This window comes from Limosilactobacillus reuteri (genome assembly GCF_013694365.1).
Taxonomy (GTDB): Bacteria; Bacillota; Bacilli; order Lactobacillales; family Lactobacillaceae; genus Limosilactobacillus; species Limosilactobacillus reuteri_E.
Map to the genome: position 1 here is coordinate 936,412 of NZ_CP059275.1, position 17,793 is coordinate 954,204.

The following is a 17,793-nucleotide window of genomic DNA, read 5'->3' on the forward strand; positions in this document are numbered from 1 at the left end:
CTGCCGAATAACCTCCTTTCTTCTGATAATCATGATATAAAAACTTAGTAGGGCTTTGCACCCATATAGCCTTGAAGCCTAAGTATAATCAGGACCATACAATCACCGCACCCGGTCGTAGTTTTCCGCCTACTCCTGTAACGATATTGTTGTCCATTCATACGGTAATCCTTTAGCCGCTGAGTTAGATTACGTACTCTTCTGCTGATTACAGCACGGTTGCTACGAGACTATCAGAGTAGCATGTAAATTTAATGATCTAAAGGAAATCTTCCAAAACGCATAAACCAAATTTAATCGTTACCGTAAATTTATTTTGAAGTTAGTTAATGATAGTCTCAACGTGGATTATGGGTGGGGCTTTTGAAAGAATTAGATGTTGACGGAACTACTGATAATGTTCGCTATTTCTTTAAGGACGAATATGCACGCTTATGTCGCTTAGCAGGTGGAGGAATTAAGCTAACATCCCCACAAATTGACGGAATGCCAAGAGCAAGTGCTGCTGGTAATTCAATGGAAAATCAAATGGTTAAAGTTGCTAATTACCATCTCTTGATTGAGACAATCGCTCAAGCACTCAACGCATGTAGTCTTAGAAGTAGGCGAATATTAATTGCTAAGTTTATTCAGAATAAAAAAGATTGGGAAGTAGCTAATCAAATTGGTTATGAAAAAACGCGCTACTATCATTACTTAAAAATTGCTTGTAGTGAGTTTGCGGATACACTGGAGAGATATACTAGTTTGCTCGGGGATGCTGACTTACTAGAAGATCTTCATGCATATAAGGACGAAAAAAGTGAACAACGAGTGAACAAACAGTGAATGACAAATAAAGTTAAAGAAGCATTTGGTGGATTAATCAGTGTAGTTGTCCTTTTATTCTGTGCCTGTATTTGCGGAATAATACTAGGCGGCTTGATTTCAGCCAATATCTTTTTATGGCACTGGATAATTAGCATGCTGTAAATGATTAGATACAATGGCGATGTAGTTTATTCCGAATCAGGGAGTGGGATAAAAGCTACTAGCAGAATACTATTTAACGAGGCACAGGTAACAGCAATTAAATCAATTGCCAGGGATGAATTTAACAAACAAGCTGATTATGGGATTGTCTATGTTGTTAAAGATATGAAGTTGGATGACTATGGTAAGCTCGAATTAATTCATGTCTTTGAAGAACTACATGATGCGCAACGATACGCAGCCGATCATCCCAGAGCTGTAATCATACCGAGAGAGGTTCAAAAGCATGACCAAATCAAAAAGTAAATGACAAGTAAACGAAAAGTACTTCAGCAATTATCAAAGGAGCGAAAGGATCTGTTAGGCAAAATAGACCGGTTAGCTCAATTTATTGTTAAAGATGGGCCTAAGCTTTCATCCCCATTGGAATTAACACTACTAAATGCTCAGCTAAGGTCAATGCAAACTTATTTGGAAAACTTGGATGCAAGAATTATTTATATGCGGGGTACGACTAATGATTAGATGACAGAACTATTAATTATCGGCGCCGTCTTGATTTTTACTGTTGGTTTTATCTTAGGGACTGTCCTATCGATAAAACAAGCAAACTTTGAGGAACGGCGAACTAATCAGGTGAGAAAATACAATGACAAGTAAATGAAGATTAATCGACGAACTTTACATAAAATCCTTGTTGAGTATCAAAAATTAATGAAGAGCGATGAGAGAAAAAAAGTGTATTGGATTAATCACTTAATGATGAAAGACCTGGCAAGAAAATTTGAGCTACCCTTCTACAAGGGGACAAAGTATCGTGGCAAAAAACACTGGTTAGCTAATTCTTCACTTTATTGGGAATTGAGAAAAATTGAGGAAAATCAGAAGAGGGGATGAATGCGGACACGAATAATTTTTCATAACGGTCTTAAATTATCAGTACGAGAAACTACCAGAGAGATCATTAATCAATCTCTTTATGGTGACGAGATTATTGTTACTCGATTTAATCTTGGTCACTTAGAGCGTTTCAGAATTAACTACGATGATATGGCTAAACTAGTTGCAATTGATGAATGAATGGAAACTAAGATTAACAGTGAATTAACCCAATTTGAACAACTCGTAAATGATGCTAACGGCAATCAGCTCATTACAGGTTTAAACGGCCGGCAGTATCTTCTTGATCATGATGGGGATGCAGCTTTACTTAATGATCCGATCATTGCTCATCCCCTCCAGCTGAACCAATTAACTAGCTTAATTGAGTGGTTGGAAAGTGAAGGATCGTCAATTAACGATGCACTAAAAATCCATGTGGTTAGTCCGACTAAGGTTGAGGTAATTGGAAACTTAGCTAAGGGTGGTCAACGTCCTTGTTTTGCTGAGGTTCGGGCAGTGGTTGATAGTCTTAACTTAGAAAGTTACTTAGATCAGGAAAGCATGATCATTATGCTGCAGTCACATTTCGAGGAGAATGACGACCGAAATATCATTCTGAAAGTTGTCAGCAATCTTCGTGATGAAAGCATTCACCAACAAACCGATGACGGTGTAAGCCAAAGTGTTCAGATTAATTCTGGTGTTGCTAGCGTTGATGAAGTGAAAGTTCCTAATCCTGTTAAGTTAATTCCTTTCCGGACATTCCAGGAAGTTGATCAGCCAGCAAGTAAGTTTATCTTCCGGATGCGTGAGGGGATGCAATCAGCATTATTCATGGCTGATAATAACCAATGGCAAGTAGAAGCAAAGAATAATATTAAGAAGTATATTCAGCAGCTAGAGCAAGAAACGTTTGGCGAGATTAAGTATCCGGTGATTGCATAAATGAGTAAGAAGAAAGCTATTAATTTTGATTTATCAGAAATTGCAGATGGTGGTGTGCAAGTTAAGCTTAACCGTGCGTTGCAACAAGTTGCAGACAATATCCTTGATCCCAATACAGACCCAACTAAAAAGCGGAAGGTCCAACTTAATATCACGTTAGCCCCTAATGAAAAACGGGATGCCTCAGATGTCACAGTTGAAGTTAAGACCACCCTTGCTCCAGAAGTGGGAGTACCAACTACTATGCTTTTAGGCCGTGATATTAACGGTAAGGTTCACGTTAACGAGTTGAAGTCAGGCGTTAAAGGACAAACTTACATTGATCCAGATGATGGTAAGGCTAAGACGGACACTGGCGAACCAGTTGAAGAAGTTGAAAAAGAAGAAAAGCGCAAGATCATTGATTTGCAAAAGCAGGAGAACTAAATGGAAACATCAGAATTTAGAAATAAAATGGCTGAATTTGGCTTGAATTTGAAACAAAGTAAGATCGAAGACGCGCTGATGGTAATGATTGACTATTACGAAGTAGCAAGAGTAAGTCAAACAAGAGTAGGCCGGTTTCAGATGTATGGCCGTCCTAAATTATCTAAGTCGGTTCAAAAAAGGATTGCTAAGGTTGTGATGGAGTATTCCTTAACTGAATTAGATGAACGGGATAAGCCAATGTATTGCCTAGAAGTAGGTGGCAGCTATGCAACATCCCCACGTTACCTAAAAGAGGTCCCTGGAGTTAATACTCAATATCAAGGCGTAAATATTAACTTTTCAGTCACACAAGAACGCTCAGAAGCTAAGGCATTCACCTATGATGAGACAATTGATGTAATGGGTAAATTGCCATTTATTAAGCTTCAACGACGCGCATTGTAAATGCAGTTTGATACAAAAACCGTTAATAAGCTGTTAGAAATTGACGAGTCATATAAGGCTCCGGAAAGAATGCTGCAACTAATGCTTGATGATCAAAAGCGTCCAGAAGTCTTTAAGAAGTTCCTAGAAGTTTCAACGGACCTAAAGTTTGACTGGTTCCATGAATATTTTGAAGATGAGCAAGCTGAACGGAAAAGCAAGAAGCAGGATTTTACCCCTGATAGCATTGCGACCTTGCTTAATAGCTTAGTTGATAGCGATAAATCTAATGGCCACTATTTCGAGGTAGCTGCAGGGACAGGTGGAATTTTAATCAAGCGCTGGTGGGATGACTGTACAAATGATCGGGTTGGTAATCTATTACATGCTGATCCTAACTTAAAATTCTTGTCAATCTTTACTTATGACCCTAGAGCTTATTGGTATCAGGTAGAAGAAATGTCAGATAGAGCAATTCCTTTCTTGTTATTCAATATGGCAATTAGGGGGATGAATGGAGTAGCAATCCAATGTGATTCGTTAAGCAGGAAAGCAAAGGATGTTTATTTTATTCGTAATGATACAAGTAACTTTTTAGCATTTAGTGAAGTTATCAAAATGCCCCACACTGCTGAACTACAAGAACTTTATAACATTTCCGAATGGGTTGATAAGTTTGACTGAATGGTACAAGTTGGAAAAAAGAGAGCTATTAAGTTCTGGAAGTATTACAAGGAATGGTATGAAACCTACAAATACGGGGATGTCCGTGATGTTACTTACCAAAGATATATTTTGACAGGTAAACAAATTAAGAAACTTGCTCCAGATCTAATGCTAGATAAAATAACCCGAGCTGATATACAAAAGCTCATCAATGCTTATGGACAAACGCATGAAAAAGTAACTGTTCGTAATTTCTATCGCTTACTAGAAGCACCAATCAGAGATGCGGTCTATGAGGGATGGATTTCCCGTGATCCATGCTACAAGATTCGTATTACCTCTCAAGTTAAGAAGAAAAAGAAGCTTAAGAAGTGGCTAGAAATGGATGAGGTTCATAAACTTGAACAAGTCTTTAATGCTGATCAAAGCGGATATGGTGACTTCTTTGATTTTACGTTACGTACTGGCTTGCGATTTGCTGAGGTTCTTGGCCTTACTCCAGCTGATGTTGATATGAATAACATGTCTATTTACGTCAATAAGACACTGAACTACAAGAAAATAGATTACTCTCAAGTTAAACCTGGGGACTTTATGCCGACTAAGAACAAGTATTCTGTTAGGCAAATCCTAATTGATTTTAAGGCATTAACTGACCTACAACGCCACCTGGATGGAGTAAAAGAAGATGAGTCAATCTGGGCTCATTGGTATGCTAGTGACTCTCGTACTAATACCCGAGGTGGTAATCACATTTATAATTCAGTGTTTAATAAAGAGTTAAAGGAAATGTGTGACCAGGCGGGAGTACCACCAATTTCAGTTCATGGTTTGCGTCATACTCATGCATCCCTGCTAATTGCTAACCGTGTTTCAATTCAAAGTGTTGCTAAACGGTTAGGCCACGGCAATACAGAAACAACCCAACGTGTCTATATCCACCTGCTAGACAAGCTAGCAAACGAGGATAACAACAAGATTATGTCTGTAATGACAGGGATTTGAATGGCACAGCGCAGAATGTTTAGTCAGAAGGTTACTGAGACAGATAAGTTTCTTGATATGGGACTTACCGCTCAATCACTTTACTTCCATTTGGGGATGAATGCTGATGATGACGGTTTTGTTGGCAATCCCAAGTCAATTAAACGCATGATTGGCGCTAGTGAAGATGATCTAAAGGCATTGGTTGAGAAGGACTATTTAATTGTCTTTGATGATGGCGTAGTCGTTATTAAGGATTGGTTAGTTTCCAACTATGTTAAAAAGGATCGATACACCCCGACAATTTATACCGACGATATGAAATTAATTGGTCTTGATAAGAATAAACGGTACCAATTTGTATCCGATCTGGAACCAGAACGGAACCAAGTTGGAACCGAAATGTCTCCAGAATGTATCCAAGATGGAGACAAAATGGAACCAAACTGTATCCAAAGTGGTTCCAAAAATAAAAATCAAATTTCAAGTGAAAACTCTCAATCTCAACAGGGACAAGGCTTTAACCCCATGGAACCAAATTGGAACCAGAATGGAACCGAAATGGATCCTCAGGTTAGGTTAGGTAAGGATAGAGTTAAGTTAAGTAAGAGTAAAGATAATTTAAATACTACTACTAGTACTACTCTTAATTCATATTATAAAAAGCTTGAATCTCCAAAATCACAAAACGAATTAAAAGCGTTCGTGAATGAACTTGGTGGTGACGTGGTAGCATTTGCCATCACTTCCATGTTTGAGAATGCTGATCGTCCAACATTTGCATACTTACGTTCAATTCTCAATCGTTATCAGCAACAGGGATTAACTAATCTTGCAGCAGTCCAGCATGATAATGATGTTTATAACGGTAAGTCAGTTGTTGTTACTGGTGCTAAGCCTAAGATTCCTGTTTATCATCTGGGGGAATAAATGTCAGAAAAAGATACTGCAGTAGAAGTTGAAAAACTTGCTAATAACGTAATTGATCAAGCTTTTTTACTAGTAACTTATGTGATCAATTTAAGCACGCTGAAACTTACAGCCATCATCTGAATGATTACTTTAATTGCAGTAGCAAGCACAATTGTGATGATGATTAGTCTGTTTAATGCGAATGTTCCATTTGCTTTATTTTCAGCTTTAATTCTCTTATGGGCTTGCTTAGCTGATACACCTCAAGATTGGTGGTCAAACGAAAAAAGCACCGGTGCTGACGACACCGATGCCAAGTAAATGAAAGATGGAACAAAGCGTCTTCGCAAATTAATGGAGGAATACGACTTTCCTCTTGAAGCGATTGATGATATTCTTTACCGCCTTGGCTGGCATTTTCTTAGTGGTGGGCAACCTACCGATGATTATGTATGGACGCAGGTTCGTTACTTTGAGAACTTAGTTAAGTTTGGCAAAGTAGCACGAAAGGAGAAAGTTAAATGAATGAAAACAAGAGAAACTATGAGGACAAGGGAAGAAATTAATTCCCCAATGCTCATGGAGCGAGAAGCTGCTAAGTATTTACGAATTAACAATAGTACGTTAGTTGAGTTGCGAAAGTATGGCTTCATTAATTCCTTAGACTTGGGTGCAAGAAAGTATCCTAAGTGGGAATTAGATCGGTTCATTAGTAAGTGGACTGATAGTCAAGAATCAATTGAGGATGCGCTTGAACAAGCTAAGCGAGAGCATGAAGTTAAGGACGAAAAGATCGTCCATCTATAGATGAGAACAAATCAAGAAGAAAAAATCCAATCAGATAAAGAAAGGCTGAGTATTCTTCAATCTGAGTTGGCTTTCTATAAGAAGCTAACAAAACGACAGGAAAAGCTTATTAAAAAGCTGCTCAATGCTATTAGCGGTAGCAAAGAACAGCTTCATCAAATTGCGGGTGATACGAGTTATTTACGTGAACGTTTTTCTCCTTTTGACAGGAAAGTATACCTTGAGAAAGTTAAAAGAATTACTGAAGATCATCAAGAATGAGTGACAGATAAACAATTTGAACTAGCAAAATCCTTTGCAAATGCAGTAACCGTTGTTGAATATCAAAAGGAATTATCCAAGACTGATAAAACAACTAATCCACATTTAGCAGCAGAAATATATCAAAGTGCTTATGAATACGGATTAAAGACGTTCAAAGATGCAGACTAAATGTCATTTAATTTACAAAGATTAAAAGCGGAACGTATGGCAGAAGGATATACTCAAGAAGAATTCGCAAAGAAATTGGGGATGTCTAGAGGAGCCTATGCAAAACGTGAAGCGGGAATTGTTGATATTAGTGTTGAAGATTTATCGCGTATAATGGATGCACTTGGTTATGATGTTTCAAAAGTATCGATTTTTTTTGCTCCATCCGTTCGCTAAATGAGGAATAGCTCTGAAGTGGTTGACTACCTCAATAATTTACGTGAAGAGCAGAAAGTTTCTATAAGTGAACTTGCTAGACGCGTTAATATGTCAAAGTCAACTGTCTCACTATATTTTAAGAAAAAACGCGAATTCCCAGTAAATAGGCTTGATGAATTTGCTACTGCTTTGCATACCACACCTGAAAATGTACTAGGTGTTATTGATAATAAAACAAAAAAAAGGCCAACTAATATAATTTATCCATTGGGAGATAACTTTCAACGCATCAGCATCCCCCTCATTGGTGAGATTGCCTGTGGAGACCCAATCACTGCCGAAGAAAACATTGAAGGCTACGTCGAAGAGATTTTTGAGAAGCCGGTTCCAAAAGGTAACCTCTTTGCTCTCCGTTGTAAAGGTAAGAGTATGGAGCCAACCATTCATGATGGGTCGATTGTAACCATTAGAGAACAACCGACAGTGGAAGACGGTGAAATCGCCGCTGTCCTTGTTGATGGTGATAATGAAGCAACTCTGAAACGAGTTAAACATCAAGGAAATCTAATTATGCTAATGCCAGATAATAAAGAATTCGACCCAATTATCTTAGATAAAGATAATCCAGGCCGAATTGTTGGTAAGGCTGTTCACGTTTCATGGAGTATTAAATAAATGACTGTTTTAGCTGCCATAAGCACACTTTTTTATATTGTTACATTTCTAGCCGTTTTAGTTTTAGTAGGTTTCTTAATAACTTTACTAGTCGGAAAGCTATCAAAAAATATTAAAACTAAGAAAGTTGGAAAAATCGGATCTTTAATCACTGTTTTAGTTGCAGTGTTAGCATTAATAATTGCTGGTATAACAGATGCGAGTTACCGACAAATAGCAACAAAGCATAATCAGAGATTCGATTACTACGCTCAAAAATATGAAGCACTTTATATAAAAACAGCTAAAAAAGCAGAGGAAATTGGTAACTCTGAAACTGAAAAGTGGTCAGATGCTATCGACAATAGTGATAGTGCAGATGATTTTGATGTAGATGAAACTATTACTGATGCAATGGTAGACAATGCAGGTGATATCGCTGATGTTGATGCGAATATGAAAAAGATTAAGGAATATACCGAAGGAATGAAGGCTAACGAGACCCAAGATAGAAGTTTCGACAAATATAATAAATCATATAAAGAACTCAAAAATTTAACTAATTTAGTTACTTCTCCTTCTGGTAGTTACAACAGTTTTTCTGATGATTTTAGCAAATATGATACATCAGCGGCTAATGCTTATAAGGAATTAAATCAGTAAATGAAGGAAGAAACAGATTTTTACATTTACTTATGTAACATTGCAGGTTCATTACTTCAAGGTGGTCCTCTAGAATTAGAAGGAAAAACATACGTTGGTGATGAAGCTCGGAAAAAGGGAATGCAGATTATCGATCTCATTCGTGTGTTAGATGTTTATTTTAAGGGCAAATAGATGAATAAAGAATCTACTGCAAATCAGGAGCAAGAAAACTGGCGTCAATGGGGACGTGCAGAAAGCTATGCAAATAGCCCAGAATATATTGAAGCACACCAGAATGATTAGATGAAAAAATCTAATAGTATCAACTCCTTTTTAAAGAGTTTAAATTATTGGCAAACTATTAATTTGTACGTAACCTTAAAGCAATCATACATGGACATTTCCTATAAGGATGCTAAAGCAGAAGCAATTGTAAATTTTCATGATGAAGATATACTCCGCCATATGCTTGAGGAAGCAATTAACAGTCCTAACTCAAAGTATTAATTGCCCCCTGAAGTTATTAAAATTTGTGGGATTCCTTTTGCGATACTAGGTATCTTAAGTAGCATTGCAACATTTACAAGTTTTTTAAATCAATGGCGTAACCCTATTCTGCTCGTATTCGTTACTTCACTACCACTATTATATATTATTGGATTACTTACCCATAATAATACCCTAACTAAACGCATTGAAAAAATTAACTCTAAAAGTAAAAAAATCAAAAAGAAACTGAAGCGTAAATCAAAAGCATACCGTAAACTTAGGTCGAATCGTGATGGCCTAGTAAAGCAACATTATATTGACCTAAATGACCCGAAATGTCAATTTAAGTTAGAAAAAAAGTAGACCCGAAATGTCAATTTAAGTTAGAAAAAAAGTAGTTGCTCATCAGTGACATACTTCATGAATACCTCGTAAGGTGTTTGATAGCCCAATGACTTGCGAGGAATGTTGTTCCGGTAACTCATTATTTGCATATTTATATAACCTCTTTTCCCTTATTGACTTTGGCTTGAACACCTACATCTTAAGGCAAAAGAGGCCTTTTTTATATAATTTTTATCGCCCACCCGCATAGCAGGTGTTTTTTTGTTTCGTGCATTCGCTCTGCTCACGCGCTCAACTAGGTCTAAAGACATTAATCATGAATAATAGGTGGATTTTAGGACCAGTTGTAAAAGTAAGTGCTGCAAATATATTGTTTACAGTAAATCCAAATGATATAAAAACAAAGATTCAGAATGGAATTGTTCAAGCTGTAAAAGGTGTAAATGACTATGTATATTTTAGAATTAATGCTCGATTGATAGTTATTGCTAAAATATATATAGTTGATGACAGTAGTAAGCCTTACATAAAAGATGAACCTAATTCAAAATTTAAGGATGAGTATATATTAAGTGCTTATCCAATTGGGGAAATTAAGAATGGTAAGTATACAGCTGGGGTGAATAATTTGCCTATGGTTGGACAAAATACATACTATGCAGGAGAAGAGATACTAAAAATAATTTTTAATAATGAAACTAATGATACAGCAGGTTTAAAAATTGGGTGCTTGACCAATAATGAGTTTATTACACCTTATTTAAGTGGAAATAAGATCCTATCTGGGCATATTGCTATATTAGGAAATACTGGTTCTGGAAAGTCAACAACTGCCAAAGTTATTTTTAAGCAATTAAGTGAAGATCATAAAAAGTTAAAAGATAAGACAAAGTTTCTGATCTTTGATGTGCATGATGACTATAAATTTTTAGGAGATCAATCAGAGGGAAAGTATTTCAATGCTAGTGAGATAGGAGTAGGTCCTAAAGATTTTGATATTGAAGATTGGGAATCATTATTGCAGCCTTCGGAGAAAACTCAGAAACCGATTTTAGATCTTGGATTAAAACTAGCTATAATAAGAGATGATGAAAAGATAATAAAATTATACTTCTTGATAATAAGAAATTTATTTACAAATGGGGCAATGTCAGCTGTTTTGCGATATCAGATTACTGATGAATATTTAAGAAGTATTTATAATTTAGTGCCAAAAGCCAAGGTATGCGAGAAAAGCAATGTACAAGAAGCATGGAGTAAATTTAACCCTCAATATGGAAATACGCCTGAAAAAGATGGACAAAAAAATTTCTTCGATAACTTAAAAGACCTGTGCGATTACCAAGATGAGAGTCTAAGAGAAGTGCTTGATGAAATTGATGATAATCAAAAGCAAAGAGATTTTTCAATTAGCGATTTAGCATGGGCAGTAGATTTAGCAATAAGGATTGAAGAGAGTGAAGGTAATAATAGTATTCGTGCACACACAGAAGGAATTTTAACTAGATTAAGGGATTTGGAAACAAAATATTCTGAAAATTTCTTTTCCCCTAATAAATCGATAGTCAATGATATAGAAAATAATGAAAGTAAGTTTATAATCTTACAAGTATCAAGTTTTGATGATGATTTACTAAAATTATTTTCAACTTATCTGACTCGAAAAATTCTAACTAAGAAAAAAGAAGAAAAGGACAGAGATAAGTTAGCACCTTGCTATCTAATCTTTGATGAAGCACACAGATATATGCTTCAAAATGGGAATATAAATAATATTTTCGACAGAGTAAGCAGAGAAGGTCGAAAGTTTGGAACATACTTAATAGTAATAAGTCAGAGACCTAGTGAGCTCTCCACAGTTGTATTATCACAGATAAAGACATATTTTATCCATAGAATTCAAAATAATATAGATTTAAGATTTATTCTAGAGAATGTTCCAACTATAACTCAATTAGATGTGAAAAGACTACCACTAATGCCAATAGGGACGGTCTTAGTTTCCAGTGAAAATGATTATTCATATGAACTAAAAGTAAATGATAGAGGAATTCCAAAAACATCAAAGTCAATTTTGCCATTTTTGAACTAAATGAATCAAGAAAATTATAAGTATTACATTATAAAGGCAAACGATTTGGGAAATATAGAATTTACTGATCTGGTAGAGAAGGAAAGCCAGCCGGAAACAGACAAAATAGAGAAAAGTCAGAAAAAAGCAATTTGGAAAAAGGTGGAAAAATTAGGTTTACAGGAAAGCACAGCTGATGATATAAAAAAGAAAATATTTAGTTTTTTAGATGAAGATGTAAATATTAATATAATGTTAGGTTCGGGATGTTCAACGCCTGCAATAAAACTAATGGGTCAAACTTTTTTGGAGTACCGAAACGAAAAAGGAAGAAAGAAAACACGACAAAACGAAATTGACAACATTTTAAAAGACTTTGATCAAAAATATAAAGATAATGAAAAAAATATTGAGCTTTTCATATCTTGGCTAGGACATAAGATTGCTTCTGAAAAAAATCCTGGAAAGTACCAAAAAACTCGAAATGAACTTTTGAAGAAATTAATTGATTCCACAAAAAAGCCAAAGAGTGAGGATGATGGAGGTAGCGTACTAAAAACATATCGAGAATTTTTTAGGAAAATTGCCGAAACTAGATTAGATGTCAGTGATAATAATGACATTATAAATGTATTTACTACAAATTATGATTTATTTATTGAACGAAGTCTAGATGCGGAAAACTATCAATATACTAATGGATTTACGTCAGGAATTGAGCAAAAATTTTCAATTAGGGAATTTCATCTTAGAAAAGTAGATGTTGATGAGAGATACCGTGATAAATGGTCGCCAATAAGACCATATTTCCGTGTGTTTAAATTACATGGGTCAGTTAATTGGGAAAAGGCTGCGGATGAAATTATACAAATAAACAGCTATGAAGAAATACCTGAGGATAAAGAAATAGTGATTGCACCAAGCGATTCAAAATACGCAGATTCCCAAGGCACCCCATATTCAGACCTTTTTCGTGAGTTTGGAAACTTAATTAATAAAAGAAATTCTGTTTTGTTTATTGATGGTTATGGCTTTCCAGATGAGCATATAAATCATTTACTACTACAGGCATTAAAGAACAATGACTTTGCCCTTGTAGCTTTTATAAATTTTGAAGAATTGTCTACCAATAAAAATTTGTTTAATTTTATAAAAAAAGCCTCAAGTAATGCTTATTTTATCTCTGGAACTGAAGCCAATGCCAATGCTCATTATTTTGAGAATATAGTGACTCTATTTGAACCCATGGAGGAGAACAATAATGAATAAATGACAAAAATTTTAATTACAGGTGCTAATGGTCAACTCGGTTCAGAATTACGGAACTTATTAGATGAACGTGGAATTGCATATGACGCCTTTGATTCTAACCAAATGGATATCACTGATCAAGCTGTTGTAAATGAAAAGATTAGTGCGCTTAAGCCGGAAGTAATCTATCATTGTGCCGCTTATACCGCCGTTGATAACGCTGAAGATGTTGCCAAAGACCTCAATTGGCAAGTAAACGCTGATGGTACGCGTAATGTTGCCGAGGCCGCTAAAAAAGTTGGCGCTAAGATGGTTTACATCAGTACCGATTATGTCTTTGATGGGACCAATGAAGGCGAGTATGAAGTTGATGCGCCCACTAATCCACGAAATGAATATGGTAAAGCTAAACTTGCCGGTGAAAAAGCAATCCAAGAAACCTTAGCTGATTACTACATCATTCGGACATCCTGGGTCTTTGGTAAATACGGTAAGAATTTTGTCTATACCATGCTTCGTCTTGCCAAAGACCATGATCAGCTCACCGTCGTTAACGATCAATTTGGCCGCCCAACGTGGACTAGAACCCTAGCGGAATTTATGACTTACTTAGTCGATCATGATCAGCCATTCGGCACCTACCAGCTATCTAATGAAAATAGTTGTTCCTGGTACGAATTCGCCACCGAGATCTTAAAGGATAAAGATGTTGAAGTCGCTCCAGTTGATTCATCAGCATATCCGGCCAAAGCTTACCGTCCTCGCCATTCAGTGATGAGCTTGAAGAAGGCAGAAGATACTGGGTTTGAGATTGTGGATTGGCAGACTGCGTTAGGTGAGTTTATGGGGGAGATTGAAGAGTAGATGAAAAAATATGACTATCTAGTAGTAGGTGCGGGCCTTTTTGGTGCGACCTTTGCCTATGAAGCTGCTAAACGTGGTAAGCGTGTAAAAGTAATTGAAAAACGAGACCACATTGCTGGTAACATCTATACTAAAGAAATAGATGGCATCCAGGTTCATCAATATGGCGCTCATATTTTCCATACGTCTAATAAGAAAGTGTGGAATTATGTAAACCAATTTGCAGAATTTAATCGCTATACGAATAGTCCGGTAGCTAACTACAAAGGCGAAATGTACAACCTCCCATTTAATATGAATACTTTTAGTCAAATGTGGGGTGTGCGGACACCAGCAGAAGCAATGGCAAAAATCAATGAGCAACGCCAAGAGATGGCTGGTAAAGAACCACAAAACTTAGAAGAACAAGCCATTTCCTTAATCGGTCGCGATATCTATGAAAAACTCATTAAAGGTTATACCGAAAAGCAGTGGGGACAAAAGGCAACTGAATTACCAGCCTTTATTATCCGGCGTCTGCCCGTGCGATTAGTTTATGATAACAACTACTTTAATGATACCTATCAAGGAATTCCAATTGGCGGCTATACTCAGATTGTCGAAAAAATGCTTGAGAGTGATTTGATTGATGTTGAAACTGGAGTAGACTTCTTTGATAAGAAGGATGAATACCTTAAAGATTATCCAAAGATTGTTTTTACCGGGATGATTGATCAATTCTTTGATTATCAGTTAGGTGAATTGCAATACCGTAGTTTACGCTTTGAAACTGAAGAAAAGAACGTAGGCAACTATCAAGGTAACGCAGTAATTAATTATACTGATGCTGAAACACCATATACCCGAATCATTGAACATAAGCATTTTGAATTCGGTAAAGGTGATAAGGATAAAACAGTGATTACTCGTGAATATCCGGCTGATTGGCATCGGGGTGATGAACCATATTACCCAATTAATAATCAACGGAATAACGAACTTTATAAGCAATATGCAAAGTTAGCGAGCGAAGAGGCTAATAATGTGATTTTCGGTGGTCGTTTAGGTCAATATCGTTACTACAACATGGATCAAGTATTACATGCAGCATTGACGGCTGTTAAAGAAGAATTTAAATAAATGCAAAAAGAATTAAAGAAAAATTTTATCTTTGCTTTTTTGGCACAAGGAATCTCCCTTATTGTTAGTTGCAGCACTAATTTAGTTTTACCTAAAGTATTAAGTGTAGTTAACTATAGTTATTGGCAGCTATTTATCTTTTATAGTACATATATTCCATGTTTAGCATTAGGATTAAATGATGGTGTTTATTTAAGATATGGTGGTATTTTACGGTCCAAACTTGATGGGAATACTGTTAAAAGTCAATTTGGAGTAGGAATAATTTTTCAAACTATTTTAGGAATGATTGTTGGGACAGTTATGATTCTATTTTCTGACTCAGCAAATCGTCAAAAAGTAATTTTCTTAGTAGTTGTTTATTATTTATTCTATACTTGTCATAATTTTTTGGGATATATATTTCAAGCAATTAACGAAACAAATATCTATTCAAAATCAATAATTATTATTCGGATTGTTTTTCTTTTATCACAAATCATCCTGATGTGGTTAGGGTATAGAGAGGTATATCCCTATATAGTTTTATATATTGTGTCAATTGCTCTTGCCTTAGGATATCTGTTGATTCGAATTCACCCCGAATTTCATATATCTCAATTTGATATTAATCTTGGAGTTCGTGAGTCCTTAATTAGTATGCGGGTCGGAATTAGTTTGATGATTGCTAATATTTGTTCCTTACTAATTTTGGGTGTAGGTCGTCAAATTGTTGATATGAAATGGGGATTAGTTGCTTTTGGTAAAGTTTCATTTTCTCTAACATTAATGAATTTTGCTCTGACATTTATCATGCAAATTGGATTAGTCCTATTTCCGGCATTAAGGAGACTATCTTCAGATGAACTAAAGGGATATTATGGTAAATTAACTTTAGGATTGTTCTATATTTTACCGTTGATGTATATTGTGTATTTACCAGTTCAATATATTCTAGAATTATGGTTGCCAGACTATAAAGAAAGTATTAGTTATTTAGCAACAGTATTACCAATTTGTTATTTTGACAGTAAGATGAATTTAATCGGCAATACCTTCTTTAAGGTATTAAACAAACAAGTATTATTACTAAAAATTAATATTATCACTATTGTTATTAGTTCAATTTTTGGATTAATTTCTGCATATATATTTAACAGTATGTATTTTGTGATAGTGGGAATGGTATTGGCAATCATTTTTAGAAGTGTATTAGCTGATACTTTATTAAGCAAAGATATTAAGACTAATGTCAGTGCTTTAGAAGTAGCAGACGTTATTCTTGCTATTATTTTTATGTTTGTGTCAAATAGTTTTGACTGGAGAGTAGCATTAATTATAATATGTGCTTTATATATTCTTAGAATCTTTTTAGTTAAGACTAAGATATTAAAAATTAAGGAGTTTAAGTGAATGATTTTAAGATTATTTTTAATTTTCATAGCCCTAGTTTTTATAACATATCAGCTATTTGGGCATGATTTTTTAGCACCTGCCTTTTTGTTTTGTGTAATGTATGCAGTATCAATTGGGTGTGCTTTAATCAATTATCAGCAATGGGGACTGAACGATTATTCTCAAGAGGCCTTTAATATATATCTTTTTGGGGCCTTGTTATTTATTTTTGTATCGTATTTAGTTAAATTGTTAATTTTGCCTAATAATAATCTAGAAGTGCCTGATTATACCGATCGAATTAATATTAATACTGGAATAACAGTGGTGCTGACGTTTATAAACCTAATAGTTTTAGTATTATGGGTTAAAAATATAAAAGCAATTGGTGGTGGTGGCTCTTTAAGTCAAGCCCTTGAAAATTATCGAATTAATACATCGTATTCAATTGGGGGGGCAGGGATGCCAGGATACCTGCAACAAATGTCAAAAATAACAACAGTTAGCGGGTATATATATGGATTTATTCTTATATACAATATTGTTCATCATACGGTAAAAAAAGATGATTATTATCTTTGTCTGCCTAATACAATTATTTACGTTTTGTTTAGTCTTTTTGATAGTAATCGATTAAATATTTTAGGGGTAATTGCGTCATATGTCGTCTATTATTACTTTATGAAAAGTAGTAAAGGAAAGGGTTTTAAAACCTTAATTAGATTAACTGAAATTTTTATTGTTCTATTAATTGTTTTTTATGGAGTTAGATTAATGATTGGTCGATCTTCTTCACAAGGAAATAATTTTATTGAGTATATAAGTATGTACGCAGGAGGACCAGTTAAATTATTTGATATGTTTATAAAAGATCCTGTGCAAAATACTGGAATTTGGGGAAAAGAGACATTTCCATCCTTATTAAAGACATTTAGGTCACTAGGATATGATATTCCTCAATATATCTCAAAAAAGGAATTTAGATTTTATAATGGGATAAACTTAGGAAATGTGTACTCTGCTTATCGAAATTGGCTATCAGATTTTGGAATTAATGGAGTATATATTTTACAAACGATTTTTGCATTGTTCTATAGTTGCTATTACTATCTATTGCGTAAAGTGGGATATAAAAAGCATATTTTAGCCTTAATTATTTATGGTTACATGGCCGAAGCAATTTTTTTGCATCCAATTGATGATTGGTTGTTCTCAATGTTTGTTTCTGTTGGTTTTGTTATATATATTGTTGGTTTTTGGTTGTTATATATAATGATTACTAAAAAATTTAAATTATGAATGGTTATTAATCAAAGTAAAGCCGTTATCAT

The 17,793-nt window shown here is 35.1% G+C and carries 31 protein-coding genes and 1 pseudogene; 31 read left to right on the top strand and 1 reads right to left on the bottom strand.

The window, feature by feature from the left end; translation table 11 throughout:
• Positions 1-363 precede the first annotated feature (363 nt).
• From HHK02_RS05485 to HHK02_RS05595, 25 genes are all read left to right on the top strand, one after another.
• Positions 364-828, top strand: coding sequence for an ArpU family phage packaging/lysis transcriptional regulator (locus HHK02_RS05485; RefSeq protein ID WP_181462852.1), 465 nt, complete (start codon positions 364-366; stop codon positions 826-828).
• Positions 829-972: a hypothetical protein gene (locus HHK02_RS05490; protein ID WP_003663725.1), complete on the top strand. Its 144-nt coding sequence runs from the start codon at positions 829-831 to the stop codon at positions 970-972.
• On the top strand, positions 973-1,278 hold the full coding sequence (locus tag HHK02_RS05495) for a hypothetical protein (protein WP_063164146.1): 306 nt from the start codon (positions 973-975) through the stop codon (positions 1,276-1,278).
• A complete protein-coding gene (locus HHK02_RS05500; protein ID WP_003663729.1) occupies positions 1,279-1,497 on the top strand; it encodes a crAss001_48 related protein in 219 nt (72 codons plus the stop codon).
• Positions 1,498-1,632 (top strand): hypothetical protein, encoded by a 135-nt coding sequence (locus HHK02_RS12890; protein ID WP_003663731.1) that lies wholly within the window; start codon positions 1,498-1,500, stop codon positions 1,630-1,632.
• Entirely contained in the window at positions 1,633-1,869 is a 237-nt protein-coding gene (locus HHK02_RS05505) for a hypothetical protein (RefSeq protein ID WP_003663733.1), read from the top strand.
• Positions 1,870-2,052, top strand: a complete 183-nt coding sequence (locus HHK02_RS05510; RefSeq protein WP_035152792.1) for a hypothetical protein — start codon at positions 1,870-1,872, stop codon at positions 2,050-2,052.
• Positions 2,053-2,799: a hypothetical protein gene (locus tag HHK02_RS05515; RefSeq protein WP_003663736.1), complete on the top strand. Its 747-nt coding sequence runs from the start codon at positions 2,053-2,055 to the stop codon at positions 2,797-2,799.
• Complete coding sequence (locus HHK02_RS05520; protein WP_003663737.1) at positions 2,800-3,225, top strand: hypothetical protein; 426 nt, start codon at positions 2,800-2,802, stop codon at positions 3,223-3,225.
• On the top strand, positions 3,226-3,672 hold the full coding sequence (locus HHK02_RS05525; RefSeq protein WP_003663739.1) for a hypothetical protein: 447 nt from the start codon (positions 3,226-3,228) through the stop codon (positions 3,670-3,672).
• Positions 3,673-4,335 carry a DNA methyltransferase family protein gene (locus tag HHK02_RS05530; protein WP_152703911.1) on the top strand — a complete coding sequence of 221 codons (663 nt, stop codon included), beginning with the start codon at positions 3,673-3,675 and terminating at the stop codon, positions 4,333-4,335.
• On the top strand, positions 4,336-5,322 hold the full coding sequence (locus HHK02_RS05535) for a site-specific integrase (protein ID WP_003663742.1): 987 nt from the start codon (positions 4,336-4,338) through the stop codon (positions 5,320-5,322).
• Positions 5,323-6,231 carry a DnaD domain protein gene (locus HHK02_RS05540; protein WP_063164148.1) on the top strand — a complete coding sequence of 303 codons (909 nt, stop codon included), beginning with the start codon at positions 5,323-5,325 and terminating at the stop codon, positions 6,229-6,231.
• Complete coding sequence (locus HHK02_RS12895) at positions 6,232-6,354, top strand: hypothetical protein (RefSeq protein WP_269204227.1); 123 nt, start codon at positions 6,232-6,234, stop codon at positions 6,352-6,354.
• Entirely contained in the window at positions 6,355-6,534 is a 180-nt protein-coding gene (locus HHK02_RS05545) for a hypothetical protein (protein WP_063164150.1), read from the top strand. It begins immediately after the preceding gene.
• Entirely contained in the window at positions 6,535-6,738 is a 204-nt protein-coding gene (locus HHK02_RS05550) for a DUF6877 family protein (protein WP_063164151.1), read from the top strand.
• Positions 6,739-7,020 carry a MerR family transcriptional regulator gene (locus tag HHK02_RS05555; protein ID WP_035152807.1) on the top strand — a complete coding sequence of 94 codons (282 nt, stop codon included), beginning with the start codon at positions 6,739-6,741 and terminating at the stop codon, positions 7,018-7,020.
• A complete protein-coding gene (locus HHK02_RS05560) occupies positions 7,021-7,281 on the top strand; it encodes a hypothetical protein (RefSeq protein ID WP_152703908.1) in 261 nt (86 codons plus the stop codon).
• Positions 7,282-7,452 (top strand): hypothetical protein, encoded by a 171-nt coding sequence (locus HHK02_RS05565; RefSeq protein WP_003663756.1) that lies wholly within the window; start codon positions 7,282-7,284, stop codon positions 7,450-7,452.
• Complete coding sequence (locus tag HHK02_RS05570; protein WP_063164154.1) at positions 7,453-7,668, top strand: helix-turn-helix domain-containing protein; 216 nt, start codon at positions 7,453-7,455, stop codon at positions 7,666-7,668. It begins immediately after the preceding gene.
• Positions 7,669-8,325: a LexA family protein gene (locus HHK02_RS05575; RefSeq protein WP_152703907.1), complete on the top strand. Its 657-nt coding sequence runs from the start codon at positions 7,669-7,671 to the stop codon at positions 8,323-8,325. It abuts the gene before it with no gap.
• Positions 8,326-8,967 carry a hypothetical protein gene (locus tag HHK02_RS05580; RefSeq protein ID WP_063164156.1) on the top strand — a complete coding sequence of 214 codons (642 nt, stop codon included), beginning with the start codon at positions 8,326-8,328 and terminating at the stop codon, positions 8,965-8,967. It abuts the gene before it with no gap.
• Positions 8,968-9,141 (top strand): hypothetical protein, encoded by a 174-nt coding sequence (locus HHK02_RS05585; RefSeq protein WP_180874996.1) that lies wholly within the window; start codon positions 8,968-8,970, stop codon positions 9,139-9,141.
• Between the two features lie 111 nt (positions 9,142-9,252).
• Positions 9,253-9,456, top strand: a complete 204-nt coding sequence (locus HHK02_RS05590) for a hypothetical protein (RefSeq protein WP_152703906.1) — start codon at positions 9,253-9,255, stop codon at positions 9,454-9,456.
• Positions 9,457-9,801: a hypothetical protein gene (locus tag HHK02_RS05595; protein WP_181462853.1), complete on the top strand. Its 345-nt coding sequence runs from the start codon at positions 9,457-9,459 to the stop codon at positions 9,799-9,801. It abuts the gene before it with no gap.
• 20 nt (positions 9,802-9,821) lie between these two features.
• Here the strand turns inward: HHK02_RS05595 and HHK02_RS12585 are convergent.
• Positions 9,822-9,929: pseudogene (locus tag HHK02_RS12585) on the bottom strand (IS30 family transposase); the annotation flags it as partial.
• Positions 9,930-10,099: 170 nt separating this feature from the next.
• Between HHK02_RS12585 and HHK02_RS05600 the strand changes: the two are divergent.
• The 6 genes from HHK02_RS05600 to HHK02_RS05625 are packed head-to-tail and all read left to right on the top strand — an operon-like array spanning position 10,100 to position 17,761.
• Positions 10,100-11,875: an ATP-binding protein gene (locus HHK02_RS05600; protein WP_181462854.1), complete on the top strand. Its 1,776-nt coding sequence runs from the start codon at positions 10,100-10,102 to the stop codon at positions 11,873-11,875.
• Positions 11,876-13,123, top strand: coding sequence for an SIR2 family protein (locus HHK02_RS05605; RefSeq protein WP_181462855.1), 1,248 nt, complete (start codon positions 11,876-11,878; stop codon positions 13,121-13,123).
• Positions 13,124-13,969 (top strand): dTDP-4-dehydrorhamnose reductase, encoded by an 846-nt coding sequence (gene rfbD, locus HHK02_RS05610; RefSeq protein WP_181462856.1) that lies wholly within the window; start codon positions 13,124-13,126, stop codon positions 13,967-13,969.
• Entirely contained in the window at positions 13,970-15,088 is a 1,119-nt protein-coding gene (glf, locus tag HHK02_RS05615) for a UDP-galactopyranose mutase (protein WP_181462857.1), read from the top strand.
• A complete protein-coding gene (locus HHK02_RS05620; RefSeq protein ID WP_181462858.1) occupies positions 15,089-16,480 on the top strand; it encodes an MATE family efflux transporter in 1,392 nt (463 codons plus the stop codon).
• Entirely contained in the window at positions 16,481-17,761 is a 1,281-nt protein-coding gene (locus HHK02_RS05625) for an O-antigen polymerase (RefSeq protein WP_181462859.1), read from the top strand. It begins immediately after the preceding gene.
• Positions 17,762-17,793: the final 32 nt, after the last annotated feature.

Bases quoted from the DNA above. Each gene is read 5' to 3' on its own strand.
- HHK02_RS05490 (WP_003663725.1), top strand. From the start codon at position 829: ATGACAAATAAAGTTAAAGAAGCATTTGGTGGATTAATCAGTGTAGTT.
- HHK02_RS05495 (WP_063164146.1), top strand. From the start codon at position 973: ATGATTAGATACAATGGCGATGTAGTTTATTCCGAATCAGGGAGTGGG.
- HHK02_RS05500 (WP_003663729.1), top strand. From the start codon at position 1,279: ATGACAAGTAAACGAAAAGTACTTCAGCAATTATCAAAGGAGCGAAAG.
- HHK02_RS12890 (WP_003663731.1), top strand. From the start codon at position 1,498: ATGACAGAACTATTAATTATCGGCGCCGTCTTGATTTTTACTGTTGGT.
- HHK02_RS05505 (WP_003663733.1), top strand. From the start codon at position 1,633: ATGAAGATTAATCGACGAACTTTACATAAAATCCTTGTTGAGTATCAA.
- HHK02_RS05510 (WP_035152792.1), top strand. From the start codon at position 1,870: ATGCGGACACGAATAATTTTTCATAACGGTCTTAAATTATCAGTACGA.
- HHK02_RS05515 (WP_003663736.1), top strand. From the start codon at position 2,053: ATGGAAACTAAGATTAACAGTGAATTAACCCAATTTGAACAACTCGTA.
- HHK02_RS05520 (WP_003663737.1), top strand. From the start codon at position 2,800: ATGAGTAAGAAGAAAGCTATTAATTTTGATTTATCAGAAATTGCAGAT.
- HHK02_RS05525 (WP_003663739.1), top strand. From the start codon at position 3,226: ATGGAAACATCAGAATTTAGAAATAAAATGGCTGAATTTGGCTTGAAT.
- HHK02_RS05530 (WP_152703911.1), top strand. From the start codon at position 3,673: ATGCAGTTTGATACAAAAACCGTTAATAAGCTGTTAGAAATTGACGAG.
- HHK02_RS05535 (WP_003663742.1), top strand. From the start codon at position 4,336: ATGGTACAAGTTGGAAAAAAGAGAGCTATTAAGTTCTGGAAGTATTAC.
- HHK02_RS05540 (WP_063164148.1), top strand. From the start codon at position 5,323: ATGGCACAGCGCAGAATGTTTAGTCAGAAGGTTACTGAGACAGATAAG.
- HHK02_RS12895 (WP_269204227.1), top strand. From the start codon at position 6,232: ATGTCAGAAAAAGATACTGCAGTAGAAGTTGAAAAACTTGCTAATAAC.
- HHK02_RS05545 (WP_063164150.1), top strand. From the start codon at position 6,355: ATGATTACTTTAATTGCAGTAGCAAGCACAATTGTGATGATGATTAGT.
- HHK02_RS05550 (WP_063164151.1), top strand. From the start codon at position 6,535: ATGAAAGATGGAACAAAGCGTCTTCGCAAATTAATGGAGGAATACGAC.
- HHK02_RS05555 (WP_035152807.1), top strand. From the start codon at position 6,739: ATGAAAACAAGAGAAACTATGAGGACAAGGGAAGAAATTAATTCCCCA.
- HHK02_RS05560 (WP_152703908.1), top strand. From the start codon at position 7,021: ATGAGAACAAATCAAGAAGAAAAAATCCAATCAGATAAAGAAAGGCTG.
- HHK02_RS05570 (WP_063164154.1), top strand. From the start codon at position 7,453: ATGTCATTTAATTTACAAAGATTAAAAGCGGAACGTATGGCAGAAGGA.
- HHK02_RS05575 (WP_152703907.1), top strand. From the start codon at position 7,669: ATGAGGAATAGCTCTGAAGTGGTTGACTACCTCAATAATTTACGTGAA.
- HHK02_RS05580 (WP_063164156.1), top strand. From the start codon at position 8,326: ATGACTGTTTTAGCTGCCATAAGCACACTTTTTTATATTGTTACATTT.
- HHK02_RS05585 (WP_180874996.1), top strand. From the start codon at position 8,968: ATGAAGGAAGAAACAGATTTTTACATTTACTTATGTAACATTGCAGGT.
- HHK02_RS05590 (WP_152703906.1), top strand. From the start codon at position 9,253: ATGAAAAAATCTAATAGTATCAACTCCTTTTTAAAGAGTTTAAATTAT.
- HHK02_RS05600 (WP_181462854.1), top strand. From the start codon at position 10,100: ATGAATAATAGGTGGATTTTAGGACCAGTTGTAAAAGTAAGTGCTGCA.
- HHK02_RS05605 (WP_181462855.1), top strand. From the start codon at position 11,876: ATGAATCAAGAAAATTATAAGTATTACATTATAAAGGCAAACGATTTG.
- rfbD (WP_181462856.1), top strand. From the start codon at position 13,124: ATGACAAAAATTTTAATTACAGGTGCTAATGGTCAACTCGGTTCAGAA.
- glf (WP_181462857.1), top strand. From the start codon at position 13,970: ATGAAAAAATATGACTATCTAGTAGTAGGTGCGGGCCTTTTTGGTGCG.
- HHK02_RS05620 (WP_181462858.1), top strand. From the start codon at position 15,089: ATGCAAAAAGAATTAAAGAAAAATTTTATCTTTGCTTTTTTGGCACAA.
- HHK02_RS05625 (WP_181462859.1), top strand. From the start codon at position 16,481: ATGATTTTAAGATTATTTTTAATTTTCATAGCCCTAGTTTTTATAACA.